This is a genomic window from Streptomyces poriferorum, from assembly GCF_019399235.1.
GTDB lineage: Bacteria > Actinomycetota > Actinomycetes > Streptomycetales > Streptomycetaceae > Streptomyces > Streptomyces poriferorum.
The window spans coordinates 24304-37032 of the sequence record NZ_JAELVH010000123.1; the positions used below are offsets into that span (position 1 = coordinate 24304).

Annotated in this window: 8 protein-coding genes and 1 pseudogene; 4 read left to right on the plus strand and 5 right to left on the minus strand. The window is 72.5% G+C overall.

The annotated features are described in order from the left end of the window. Window positions 1-19: 19 nt before the first annotated feature. The 4 genes from JGS39_RS21445 to JGS39_RS21460 all read right to left on the minus strand — a co-directional run bounded on the left by JGS39_RS21445 (window position 20) and on the right by JGS39_RS21460 (window position 6425). The gene (locus JGS39_RS21445; protein WP_219570909.1) at window positions 20-1492 is read right to left on the minus strand and encodes a condensation domain-containing protein; all 1473 of its coding nucleotides are present in this window, start codon (window positions 1490-1492) and stop codon (window positions 20-22) included. Then, window positions 1489-4743: a non-ribosomal peptide synthetase gene (locus tag JGS39_RS21450; protein WP_219570911.1), complete on the minus strand. Its 3255-nt coding sequence runs from the start codon at window positions 4741-4743 to the stop codon at window positions 1489-1491. Before JGS39_RS21450 ends, JGS39_RS21445 begins: the two co-directional genes overlap by 4 nt. A gap of 81 nt (window positions 4744-4824) precedes the next feature. Then, window positions 4825-5910, minus strand: a complete 1086-nt coding sequence (gene gntD / locus JGS39_RS21455; protein ID WP_219570913.1) for a guanitoxin biosynthesis L-enduracididine beta-hydroxylase GntD — start codon at window positions 5908-5910, stop codon at window positions 4825-4827. 122 nt (window positions 5911-6032) lie between these two features. Further along, the gene (locus JGS39_RS21460) at window positions 6033-6425 is read right to left on the minus strand and encodes an ACT domain-containing protein (RefSeq protein WP_219570914.1); all 393 of its coding nucleotides are present in this window, start codon (window positions 6423-6425) and stop codon (window positions 6033-6035) included. 240 nt (window positions 6426-6665) lie between these two features. Here JGS39_RS21460 and JGS39_RS21465 point away from each other — a divergent pair, with 240 nt between their 5' ends. The 3 genes from JGS39_RS21465 (at window position 6666) to JGS39_RS21475 (ending at window position 10650) form a co-directional block, all read left to right on the plus strand. Beyond that, on the plus strand, window positions 6666-7979 hold the full coding sequence (locus tag JGS39_RS21465) for an MFS transporter (RefSeq protein ID WP_219570915.1): 1314 nt from the start codon (window positions 6666-6668) through the stop codon (window positions 7977-7979). Beyond that, complete coding sequence (locus tag JGS39_RS21470; RefSeq protein WP_219570916.1) at window positions 7976-10333, plus strand: M20/M25/M40 family metallo-hydrolase; 2358 nt, start codon at window positions 7976-7978, stop codon at window positions 10331-10333. The genes JGS39_RS21465 and JGS39_RS21470 overlap by 4 nt, the downstream gene beginning before the upstream one ends. Before the next feature lie 134 nt (window positions 10334-10467). After that, window positions 10468-10650 carry an MbtH family protein gene (locus JGS39_RS21475; RefSeq protein ID WP_219570917.1) on the plus strand — a complete coding sequence of 61 codons (183 nt, stop codon included), beginning with the start codon at window positions 10468-10470 and terminating at the stop codon, window positions 10648-10650. A gap of 92 nt (window positions 10651-10742) precedes the next feature. Here JGS39_RS21475 and JGS39_RS21480 read toward each other — a convergent pair whose 3' ends face one another. Beyond that, a complete protein-coding gene (locus tag JGS39_RS21480; RefSeq protein ID WP_219570918.1) occupies window positions 10743-11477 on the minus strand; it encodes a hypothetical protein in 735 nt (244 codons plus the stop codon). 192 nt (window positions 11478-11669) lie between these two features. Here JGS39_RS21480 and JGS39_RS40990 point away from each other — a divergent pair. Beyond that, window positions 11670-12686: pseudogene (locus JGS39_RS40990) on the plus strand (AMP-binding protein); the annotation flags it as partial. Between the last annotated feature and the right edge of the window lie 43 nt (window positions 12687-12729).

A 12729-nucleotide genomic window follows, 5' to 3' on the forward strand; every position in this document is an offset into this window, starting at 1 on the left:
CGCCGCGGACGACGGCCGCTCAGGTTCCGCCCACGACCGGAGGCGGGGACACAACCCGCAGCGGCGGCCCGCCACGGTCGTCGAAGACGCGGAACGAAGTCCCGGCCGCGATCCGGTCCAGCAGGTCACGGTAGTCGGCGGCGATGTCCCGCACCCTCGCGGCGGTGTACGCGCTGGTCCGGTACGTGACGATGATCCGGGTCCCGGCGGTCGCGTCATGCGTCACCCGGAGCGTGAAGTCCCGCTCCGCCTGGTGCCACGGCGGATCCATGACCATCTCGCTGCGCAGGATCTCCTCGGCCTCATCGGGTACGGCGGGGTTGTCCTCCTCGGTGAACAGGGCGCGCAGCATGTCGCGCCGGCCGGCCGCGGGCTCATGGCCGAGGGCCTCGATCACCTCGGCGACCGGGAGGTCGTGGTGCTCGAAGTCCGCCGCCGTCCGGTCGCGCACCCGTTCGAGGACCTGTAGGTACGTGGGATCGCCGGAGAGATCCGCCCGCACGATCAGCAGGTTGATGAAGGCGCCGACGAGGCGGTCTGCCTCCGGGCGGTCCCGGCAGGAGTAGGGAGTGGTGACCGCTCCGTCGCGTACTCCGGTGTAGCGGGCGAGCAGTACCTGGAAGGCGGCCAGGCTCACCATGAACGGGGTCGCTCCGTGCTTCCTGGCGACCTGCCGCAACGCGGACACGGTCCTCCCGGAGACCGGCAGCTGATACGTCCGCCCGGTGCAGTCGGTCTCCGGCCGCGGCGCCACGTCGGTGGGCGGCACCGGAACGGAGGCGCCCTCCAGGGCGGTTCGCCAGTAGCCGAGCAGTTGTCGCCGCCGGGCCGTGGTCAGCCGCTCGCCCTGCCAGGCGGCCAGGTCCGCGGGCTGGACCGGGAGCGGTGCCAGGGGGGAAGGCAGCCCGGCCGAGCAGGCGAAGTACAGGGTGGTCAGTTCCTCGATGAGCACCGACATGGTGTGGCCGTCACTGACGATGTGGTGCACCACGATGGCGATGTGGTGCTCGTCCGGCCCCACCCGCAGGATCCGCAGCCGTCCCGGCAAATCGGCGCACAGGTCGAAGGGTTCGTCGAAGAAGGCCCCCATGACATCGTCGGCGTCCTCCGGCGTCACTTCGACGACCTGGAAGGACAGGCGGCCGGTGCCGGACCGTCGCACGATCTGTGCGGGCTCCCCGTGCTCATCGGTGGTGAACACCGTCCGCAGGGCCTCGTGGCGGTCGGCCAGGGCGCTCCAGGCGCGTTCGAGTGCCCTGATGTCCAGAGCTCCGAACAGCTTGATGCCTCCGAGGGTGACCCAGGTGTTCCGCGTGGGCGAGTCGTGGTGGAGCTGCCACATCAGGTGCTGGACCGGTGACAGCGGGAAGCGGTTGTCGCCCTCGCTCCTCGGCAGGCGGGGGACCGGGGCTCGGCCCGTTCGTGAGCGCCGGGCCAGCAGGGAGGCCTCGATGCGTGCGCGCGCGGCAAGGTCGGCCGGGCCCGCCGTCATGCTCCGGCCCCCTCGGTGGCACCGGCATTGCCGTCCGTGCCGGCCACGTCGTCCGGGCTGTCCCCGCTGTCCGCCAGGAGCAGTTCGAAGATGTGCTGAGCGACCTCGGCGACCGTCGGCTCGATCGTGAACAGGACCCGCATCGGGACCTGGATGCCGAGCGTCTCACTCACATCGGCGAGCATCCGGACGGCGAGCAGCGAGTGGCCGCCCAGATCGAAGAAGTTGTCGTGGACGCCGACTCGGTCCAGGCCCAGGAGCTCCGACCAGATCCTGGCGAGCTCCTCCTCCACCGGGGTCCGCGGGGCCACGTACCGCGCTGACGCGGCGGCTCCCGACGCGTCCGGCAGCGCCGCCCGGTCGATCTTGCCGTTGGCGGTCAGCGGGAGTTCGGCCAGGGGGACGTACAGGGCGGGGACCATCCACTCCGGCAGCCGCTCGGCCAGGAAGTCCCGCAACTCCCCGGGGCCGGCCTCACCGCCTGCGACGGGCACCGGGTACGCCACCAGCTGCTGGGCGCCGAGAGCATCGGGCCGGGCGACGACCGCGCCGCCGGAGAGTCCGGGGTGCCGGTTCAGCACGGCCTCCACCTCGCCCGGCTCCACCCGGTAGCCCCGGATCTTCACCTGTGCGTCCGACCGGCCGACGAACTGGAGGGTGCCGTCGGCGCGCCGGCTCACCACGTCGCCGGTCCGGTAGAGCCGGGCGCCCGGCGTGGCCGAGTGCGGGTCGGGCACGAAGCGTTCGGCGGTGAGGCCCGGACGGGCGTGGTAGCCGCGGCCGACGGAGGGACCGCCCAGGCACAGCTCGCCCGCCACACCCGGCGGCACCGGCTCCAGCCACGCGTCCAGCACGTAGGCCCGGCAGTGCGGCAGCGGACGGCCCAGCGGGGCGATGGCGTCGGCGGCCCCGTCGTAGTCGACCGGTGCCGCCACGGAGGTGCACGCGGCCTCGGTCACTCCGTAGACCTGTACGAGCCGGCCTGGCCACTGCCGCCACGGCATCAGCCGGCCGAGCGCGGGCGCCGCCTCGCTGCCGAAGATCAGGATGCGCAGGCAGGAGGGCGCGGCGTCTCGTTCGGCCTGCGTGATGGCGCCGAGCCGGCTGGGCGTGGTGGACAGGACGGTGGCACCGGTCGCAGCGACGAGCTCCCACAGCTCCTCGGTCGCCAGCGGGGGCTTTCCGTCGGGCAGGGCGATCGAGCCGCCCGTGAGCAGGTGCGGATAAACCTCTTCGGCCACCACGTCGAAGCCCAGAGGCGCCAGTTGCAGGGCCCTGTCCTGCGGGGTGAACCCGAGGGAGCCGGCCATCGCGCGGGCGAAGGCGGTGACGCCGCGATGGGTGTTCATGGCGCCCTTGGGGCGTCCGGTGGAGCCGGAGGTGTAGATGAGGTAGGCGAGCTGGTCCGGTGTGGTCTCGTCCGGCGGCGGCCCCTGGCGGGCCGTGGGCGCCAGCGCGTCGAGCAGCACGGGTTCACGGCCCCGCAGATACGGCTGCGCGGCGCACTCGGCCGTGGTGATGACCAGGGACGCCTCCGAGTCGGTCACCATGTAGTCGATCCGGTCGGACGGGTAGTCCGGGTCGAGCGGCACGTAGTGGCCACCCGCCTTGAGCACGCCCAGGTAGGCCGTGATCAGCTCTGGCGACCGGGGCAGGAGTACTGCCACGGGTGTGCCGGGTCCGACGCCGCGGTCCCGCAGGTGCCAGGCAAGCCGGTCCGCGGCGGCGTCCAGCTCCGCGTAGGTGAGCCGTCGCGGCCCGCAGACCACGGCGACGGCGTCGGGTGCTGCGGCGGCCCGGCTCGCGAACGCCCGGTGCAGGCATTCGGGTGGCCCCTCCGCATCCGGCGCGGACTCACGGGCGGAGCCGAGAAGCAGGTCGCGCTCGTCCTCCTCGAACAACCGCAGCCGGGAGACGGGCTCCTGCGGCCGGGTGGCGATGGAGTGCAGCAAGGTCACGAACTGCCGTGCCATCCGCTCGACCGTGTCGGCGTCGAACAGCTCGGTGCTGTACTCGAGGGTGGCGTCGGCGAACTCGGGCCCGGGAGTGATCTCGAGCGAGAGGTCGAACTTCGCGGTGCGCGTGGCCACGGGCATCGCCTCGAAGGAGAGTCCGCCCGCGGACCAGCCCTCCTGCGGCAGGTTCTGCAGGGAGAACATGACCTGGGACAGCGGACCGCCGAGCCCCGCGTAGCGCGCCGGCCGGAGCTCCTCCACCAGCTTCTCGTACGGCAGTTCCTGATGGGCGTACGCGCCGAGACAGGCTTCCCGGGCCCGGCCGATCAGCTCGGTGAAGGCGGGGTCGCCGGAGCTGTCGACGCGCAGGGGCAGGGTGTTGACGAAGAACCCGATCAGGCCGGCGAGTTCGGAACGGCCCCGGCCCGCGACCGGAGTGGCCACGGAGATGTCGTCGCTGCCCGAGTAGCGTCCGAGCAGGACGTTGAACGCCGCGAGGAACACCATGAACGGGCTGGCCTCGTGCTCACGGGCGAGCCGGTCCACTCTGGTGACCAGGGCCGTGGGAATGGTGAACGCGTGCACGGCACCGGCAGAGGACGGTTCGGCGGGGCGCGGCCGGTCGGTGGGGAGCTGGAGCGGTGCGAGGCCGGCGAGGCGGTCCCGCCAGTAGTCGACCAGTCCGGTCAGCGTCTCGCCCCGCAGCGACTCGCGCTGCCAGACGGCGTAGTCGACGTACTGGAGGGGGAGTGGTTCCAACTGGGGCCGCCGGCCGCTCGCATGGGCCTCGTAGCAGAGCGAGAGCTCCTGGAAGAGGATGCCCGACGACCAACCGTCCGTGATGATGTGATGCATCGTCAGGACGGCGATGTGCTCCTCGGGCGAACGCCGCAGCAGCCGCATGCGCAGGAGCGGCCCGGTGTCCAGGGAGAACGGCCGCTCGATCTCGGCGAGGATGAGCTCGTCCGCGTCCCGGCCCGCCACCTCGACGACCGGCAGTTCGATCCGCAGTTCGTCGAGGATGACCTGGAGCGGTTCCACGCCGTCGAAGTGGAAGACCGTGCGCAGCGACTCGTGCCGCTCCACGACGCTGTCGAGCGCCCGGCGCAGCGCCGTGACGTCGAGCGGGCCGCGGATGCGCGCCGCCGCGAGCACGTTGTACGTCGGCTGATCCGGGTCGACCTGGTCGAGCAGCCACAGGCTCTGCTGGCTGAAGGACGTCTCGGCCATCAGCGGCTCGTCGTCCGCCGGCCGGTCGTCCGTCGCCGCGGACCCGGTCTCTGGTGCGGTGGTCATGGGGGCTCCTGTCGCGGTGGGCGGGCTGGCGGACACACCTCGTACGGGAACCCGGCCCCGGCCGGGTTCCCGTACGCCGTCTCAGACCAGCGCGCGTCCGTGCGAGCCGTAGCGGCGGTCCTCGGAATCGCGGAGGTTCGACGTGACGTTGATGCGCCGCAGCCAGCGATCGGTGCCGTCGTAACGGGCCTTGAAGGGCCGGCGCCCGTGGATCGCCCGCTTGTTGTCGATGAGCAGGAGCTCGCCCGGGGCCAGGGAGACATCGCGCAACCGGGTGTCGAAGGCCGCGATCACGGTCTCCAGCGCCTTCTCGGCGGCGGGGTCCGAGAGCGAGCGCTCCATGAAGGCCGGGTCGATGCGGATGAACGGGGCGTCCTGGCTGCCGCTCAGAATCGCGGTGGGCCGGGGACTGCTGTTCATCTCGGCGATCTGCCGGAACGCCTTGTCGGCCCAGGCGTCGGTCTCGAGCCCGGTCGTCGTCTCGTTGAACGCGGCGGTGTGCGACTCGTCGGGGAGAATGATGAACCGCTCCTCGAAGAGGATCCTCCTAGTCTCCGCGTCCAGCCGCAGGTCCTGGGCGGGCGCGAAGGTCGTGGGCACCCGGTCGGGGTTGCGCAGGCAGAACAGCATGATCCAGTCGGCGCGCAGCGGGTGGAACGCGTCCTCGTTGTGCCACTCCAGGTTGACCGTGGAGCTCGAACCCAGCTGGGAATCCTCGTGCCCGGCCACCGGGAAGACGTCCAGGACCAGCCGGCCACGCTGCTGGGTGAGATAGGAGATCGGGTCGCCGATCAGCGAACCGATCAGCAGGAGGACCGCCGCTGCCCGGTCCGTCTCGCGGCTCCGGGGATCGTCGGTGTACTCGAGCGGCGTCGGGCCGAGCGCCGCGGCGTCCAGCGGAAGCCCGGAGACGACCAGGCCCCCGTACGGCTGCCCGGTGAGCCGGAATTCGGTGAGCCGCCGGCGCAGGCGGAACGGAAGCTCGTGGGAGCGGACCGAGATGCGGTTCAGCCGGTCTTCGAGAGGGCGCCTCGGGTCCTCGTCGAGGAGGGTGTCGGTGATGTCGCGGACCGTCGCGCTCTCCTGTCCGTCCAGAGCCAGGCAGGGCACACCGTCGTCCGCCCGGATCTCGAGGTCTTCGGCTTCTTCGGCATGTGCCAGTCCCACGTTCAGCCTCCTGGAGTCAACGGCCAGGGTCGGGGCCGTTCGCGAAAGGCTGGCAGTGGTCCGGTACCGCCAGGCAGTCGGGAACCTTCCTGACACCCCGGGCCCGGCGGCGCCGGCCACGCTCACCCGGTCACGGTGTGGCCCGCCTCCCGCAGTACGGAACAGGCTTCGGCCCGGCGCTCGCGGGGCACCAGGACCAGGTCGCTGAGGTAGCTCGACGAGACGAAGACCGGGACGCCCGCTGCCGCGAGCGGGCCGAGCACGGCCGCCAGCATGCCGGGCAGGTCGAGGCCGTGCGACGTCTCGCCGTAGAGACCGGCCCAGCGCTGTGGAGCACCGGGTGCATCGGGCTCCGCCGCCGGGGCCGGCGGTATCTCGCGCACCACGGTCAGGCCCTCCGGCGCCCGGTGCAGGACGTACCAGGAAGCGTCCGGCGGCAGTTGCCCGGCCGGCAGTTGTTCGACGGTGAACTCGGAGGGCAGCACCCGCAGGTGCTGCGCGGCAGCGGTGATCATGTGCGCACCCTAGGGCATTTCGTCCGGAGCAGGCCGGGCCGTTGGGCCCCGGGACGGTTCGGACGAGGGGCCCATCGCCATGGTCCGGACCGTGCCGGGCCCGTGGGTCAGGAGGCTCCCTGACCGGCGGGCGCACGGGCCGCCGCCGTGGGGGATTCCCCCGACTGCTGCCCGCGGCACGGGGTTGCCAGTATCGGCGTACCTCTGCTGCTCAAGTGCCTCAGAAAGGAGGCGCCCGTGGTGGCTGAACCGAGCACCGCTACGGTGCCGAAACGCCGCTTCGGGGCAGGATTCTGGCGGCTGTGGACCGCGACCTCGATCTCCGGGCTGGGTGACGGCGTCCGGATATTCGCCCTGTCCGTGTACGCCGCCACCGTCTCCAGCGACCCCGTCGAGGTGTCGATGGTGGCGGTCGCCGGCCAACTGCCCTGGGTCCTGGTCGGTCCGTTCTCCGGCACCCTGATCGACCATCTCGACCGCTGGCGGATGCTCTGGATCTGCGATGTGGCCAGGGCCGTCGTCCTGGCGGGCTTCGTGTCGGCCATCGTCGGGGACCGGGTCACCATCACCGTCCTCGCGGCCACGGCCTTCCTGCTGAGCTCGATCGAGACGATGGCGGACAACCTGTCCCAGGCCGTCGTGCCCGATGTGGCCGGCTCCCATTCGCTGGACTCGGCCAACAGCAAACTGCTGACCGGGCGCCTGGTCACGATGGAGTTCCTCGGCGCACCGGTGGGCACGGCCCTGTTCGCCACCGCACACCTGCTGCCCTTCGGCCTGGCCACGGTCTGCTTCGCCCTCTCCGCACTCCTCGTCTTCGGAGTGCGGCCGGCGTCGGGCCGCACGGCCGCGGACGAGGGACGGGTCACCCTGCGCCTGCTCGGGTCCCAGACCGGCGAGGCCGTGGTCTGGCTGTGGCGCCATCCGCTGCTGCGCACCGTCTGCGTGATGGCGGGGCTGCTGAACTTCGCGGTCCTCGCGGTGATGGGCGTCGCCGTCCTCTACGCCCTGCATGTGCTGCACGTCAGCGAGACGGTGTACGGCCTGCTGCTCCTGGTGATCGCGGTCGGCGGACTCGCCGGGCTGACCCTGGCCCCGAAGCTGATCGCGGGCCTGGGGCGCGGCCGTGTCCTCCAACTGTCTCTCGGCATCTGCCCGTTCGTGTTCGTGCTCGGCGGCATCACTTCGCAGCCGCTGATCGCCGCCGTCGTGTTCGCCTTCGCCGGGATCAGCGTCGCCCTGGTCAACGTGGTCACCACGACGCTGCGCCAGGCACTCATTCCACCGGACAGGTTCGGCCGGATCAACGGCGCCTACCGGCTGGTCATCAACGGCCTCTCCCCGCTCGGCGGCCTCGCGGGCGGGCTGACCGCGGACCGGTTCGGGCTGCGCGCACCCTTCTTCCTCGCGGCCGTCGTGCTCGCCGGGGTCACGTGCGCGGCCCTGCCGCTGCTCTCCAACCGCAGGATCGGCCACGTCCCGGACCAGGACGCCCGGCCCGGGCACGAGGACGCCGGGAGTCCGGCCGCACCTCCAGGAAAGGACGGCGAATGACCCTGCGCGAGATTCAGCTCCCCGCCACCGCCGCGGCCCCGGAGCAGACGCCCGGATCCGGCCGCCGGTGGCTGCCCGGACTGCTGGTCCTCCTGGTCACGCTTGCCGTGGCGGTCCTCGGTGTGCTGTCCGTCGCCACACCGCCCGACCCGCTGCCGGCCGACGCGCCCGCCGCGGAGTTCTCGGCCACGCGCGCCCACGCCGACGTGGAGCAGATCGCGACGGGGCCGCGCCCTGTCGGATCGACCGCGCACGATCGTGTACGGGACCAACTCGTGCGGAAGCTCCGCGGACTCGGGCTGGACCCGGTGGTCCACAAGGAGCTCGGCATCGACCGGACCCCCGGCCACACCATGGCGGCCCCGGTCCAGAACATCGAGGCCACGCTGCCCGGCAGCGACCCGACGGGCAGGGTCCTGGTCGTGGCCCACTACGACTCGGTGGAGATCGGGCCGGGGGCCACGGACGACGCGCACGGTGTGGCGGCGCTGCTCGAAACCGTACGGGCCCTGCGGTCGGGCCCCTCGCCGCGCAACGACATCACCGTCCTGTTCACCGACGCCGAGGAGCCGGGCCTGATGGGCGCCCGGGGCCGGCTCGCCGCCGAGGACCGGGGCGACCCGGACCGTACCGTCGTACTCAATCTGGAGTCCCGCGGCACCTCGGGCCGCGCGGTCATGTTCGAGACCGGCGCGCACAACGCGGCGCTCGTGCCCGCCCTGGCCGACCACGCGCCGGTCACCACCTCGCTCGCCTACGAGGTGTACCGGCTGCTCCCCAACAACACCGACTTCACGGTCTTCCGCGAGGCCGGCTTCACCGGAATGAACTTCGCCAACGTCGGTACGTCGGCCAACTACGACACCCCCCAGGACAAGCTCGCCAACTCCAGCAAGGCCTCCCTCCAGGACATGGGCGCCACGGTCCTCAGCGCCACCAGGAGCCTGGCCGCCGCGGACATCGCCGCGACCGGCAAGGGCGGCGAGGCCACCTACTTCACGCTCGGTCCGCTCCTGGTGCGCTATCCGGGCGCCCTGGTGCTGCCGCTGGCGGGGATCTCGGTGGCCGCGTGCGCCCTCGTCGTGTGGTTCGCGCTGCGGCGGCGCGCGGTCAGGAGCCGGACGCTGACGATCGCCGCCGCCACGGTGCCCCTGCCGTTGATCACGGCCGCCGCCGTCGGCTGGGCGGGCTGGCAGCTGATGACCCTCGTCCGGCCGCACTACACGGGCTTCATCTTCGGGGACCCCTACCGTCCGGGCCCGACCGCGCTCGGCCTGTGCCTGGTGACCGCGGTGGCTGTCTGGGTCTGGGCGACGGTGCTGCGGCGCAGATGCGGTTCTCTGGAGCTGACCGCGGCGGTCACCTGCTGGCTGACCCTCCTCACCCTGCTCACCGCGCTGCTCGTCCCCGGCGCCTCGTACCTGTTCCTCTGGCCCGCCCTGACCGGCGCGGCCGGGTTCGCCGCCTCGGTCCGCCTGCCGGCGTCCTCCCCCTGGCGCACCGCCGTCGCGGCACTGCCGGCCGTGCCAGGCGCGGCACTGCTCGCCCCCATGGTGGCGCTGCTCTTCGCCGCGCTCGGCCTGGTACTCGCCATGGCGCCGCTGGTCGTACTCGTCCTGCTCGTCGCCCTGGTGGCGGCGCCGCTCGCCCGTCCTCTGGCACGGCGGCCGCTGTTCCTCAGGGCCGGTGCGGCGGCTCTCGCGGGCGTCGTCGTCTGCGGGATCGGTGTGGCCCGCGACGGCACGGACAGCGGACACCCCGCCCAGGTCAGCATGTTGTACGTCGCCGACGGGAAGGGGGCCCGCTGGGTGAGCTCGGGCCGGAGCGCTCACCCCTGGCTCGATCCGTACGTGGACGCGGACACCGCTCCGCTCGCGGCGGAGTTCCCGTATCTCAAGGAGCCGGACGAGTGGCGTACCGGCCCCGCGCCCCGGGTCGAGGCCCCGGCACCGACCGCTCGCGTGCTCTCCACCCGGCGTGGCGACGACGGCTCGCGCGAGGTCACGGTACGCATCGGCGCAGCCCATGGCGCGACCAGCCAGCTGATGCTGTACGCGGACACCGGAAGCGGCGACGTGCGGAGCCTGACCGTGGCGGGGGAGGAGTGGCCCGGCGGAAACAACAGACCCGGCGTGAAGGGCCGTTGGGGCTGGGGATTCACCTACGTGGCGCCGCCGGCCGAGGGGGTCGAGCTCCGGCTGAAGGTCGCGGGCGACGGGCCCCTGCGGCTGCGGCTGCTGGCGAAGTCCACCGGATTCCCGGAAGGGGCCCTGGCACAGGATCCGCCCGCCGATGTCGCCTGGGCTGCCTGGGATGCCGGGTTCACCCTGGTGGCAAAGGAGTTCACCGTCTGATGGGCGGCCGCAGCCGACGCCTCCCGCGACGGAGGTCGCCGCCCCCGGACGCCCGGCTCGACCGCACCGGACTCGTTGAAGGACAGGTATCCGCAAAGGGCGTCCGTCGGGGCGCACCACATCAGGAGGTTCACATGGCCGGTGGTACCCAGGACTATCAGGTGGTCGTCAACATCGAGGCGCAGTACTCGATCTGGCGGGCCGGGCGCGATCTTCCGGACGGCTGGAGCGAGGCAGGCTTCAGCGGATCCAAGGAGCAGTGCCTCGCGCACATCGACACCGTCTGGACGGACCTGCGCCCGCTCAGCGCCCGCTGACCGGTACCGGAGCCGTCACGAAACGGCGTACGGGGCTCCGCCTTCGTCCGAAGGCGGAGCCCCGTACGCCGTTTCGCGCTCGCGCGGAGCCCTCAGGCCGCGGGGCCCGCGTCGATGGCTATCCAGAGGGCGCTCGCCCGGGCCAGCAGGCGGCCCGTCCCCGCTTCGTACAGGGCCGTGACGTTGGTGGCGGTGCGGTCCTGGATGCCGTCGAGTCTGCCCACCACGACATAGTCCGCACCCGCGCGCGGGAGCTCGTCGATCGCCGCCGTCATCCGGCCGAGCAGCCTGGGGCGCCGGACCGGATCGGTCGTCCAGCCGCCCGGGCAGTCAAGGGCGGCCCAGACGACCTCGGGCCGTACGAGACCGGAAGCGTCGGCCAGTTCGGGGCGCGGGCGCCAGCCGCAGGCGACCGTGTCCGGACGGCCCTCGACGGCCCCCGGCCGTAGCGACAGGCCGTCCTCCTCCCGCTCGGTGCCGCAGACGAAACAGGTCGGGAACGGGTGCCCGGCCCCGCTGAACGACTCCTGCGCCGCCGCCGCCGTCGTCGCGGAGACGGCGGCGGGCGCGGCAACGGCGCCGTTCGCCGCCGTGACCGTGGCGACCACGTCCTCCCCGTGCCAGGCGTGGCCACGTCGTCCGGCGGGCCGGTAGGCGAGCGGTGTGTCCAGCGGGACCGGCAGGTGCAGGGAGACCGCGAGCGGGCCGGTCAGATGGCCGGCGGACATGGCCAGCTCTGCCAGAACACCGCAGGCGTAGCCGCCGTTGGCGCTGGTGGGGGGTCCGTTGAAGGCGGCGTCGACGGAGAAGGACGTTATCGGGGGCACGGTGTCTCCTCGGCGGCAGGCGGCTGATCGTGCCAGCGACCCTAGAGCGCCCGGACGTTGCTCCGGGCCCCGGTCGGGGCTGCGCCGGTGTCAGGAGTCTTCCCGACTGTCTGCGTCCCCCGGGTGTGGCCAGGCTGTTCGCGTACCCACGGGTGGGTGTTCCCGCCGCGCCCTCGGACGACAGAGGTGCTGATGACCCAGATCCGCCCCGTGGCAGGCAGCTGGACCGAGCTGCTCGCCGATACCGCACTGCGTTCACCGGACCGTGTCGCCTTCGGCTACCTCGCCGACGGGGAGGTGCCGGCCGGCGAGTTGACGTACGCCCGACTCGACTCCATGGCCCGGATGATCGGCGCCCACCTCCAGGGCCTCGGCCTGGCCGGTCGCCGGGTGCTGCTGCTCTACCCCTCGGGCCTCGACTACGTGGCGGCGTTCTTCGGCTGCCTGTACGCGGGCGCCGTGGCGGTACCCGCCTATCCGCCCACCCGCCAGGCGCGCTCGCTGGAGCGCATCGCGGGCATCATCCAGGACTGCGGCGTGGACACGGCCCTGACCACCGAGGAGTTCGCCGCACGCCTGGCGTCCAGGGCGCCCGCGGTGGCGGGACTGCGGCTGGTGGCGACGGATTCCGTGGCGCGGGGAGCAGCGGCCGACGGCTGGACGCCGTACCGGGCCGATGAGCGGACAACGGCGTTCATCCAGTACACCTCGGGTTCGACCAGCAGCCCGCGGGGCGTGGTGCTCAGCCACGGCAATCTGCTGTCCAACGCACACGTGACCCAGCAGGCGTTCGGGACGTCCACCGACACGCGGGTGGTGTCCTGGCTCCCCATGTACCACGACATGGGCCTGATCGGCTCGGTCCTCGGCACCGTGTACTGCGGCGGAAGCTGCGTACTGATGTCGCCCTCGGCGTTCGCGCAGCGGCCCGCCCGCTGGCTGGAGGCGATCAGCGCGGCAGGCGGAACGGCGAGCGGCGGCCCCAACTTCGCCTACGACCTGTGCGTCGACCGCATCGGGCCCGAGGAGCGGGCGGCGCTCGACCTCAGTTCCTGGGAGGTCGCCTTCAACGGCGCCGAGCCGCTGCGTCCCTCGACCCTGCGCCGCTTCGCCGACGCCTTCGCCGACAGCGGCTTCCGCGCCGAGGCTCTGACGCCGTGCTTCGGCCTCGCCGAAGCGAGCACGGTGTCTCCGAGGGCTACCTGGGGCGGCCCGAGCTCACCGCGGCCACCTTCGCGGCCACTCTGGCCGG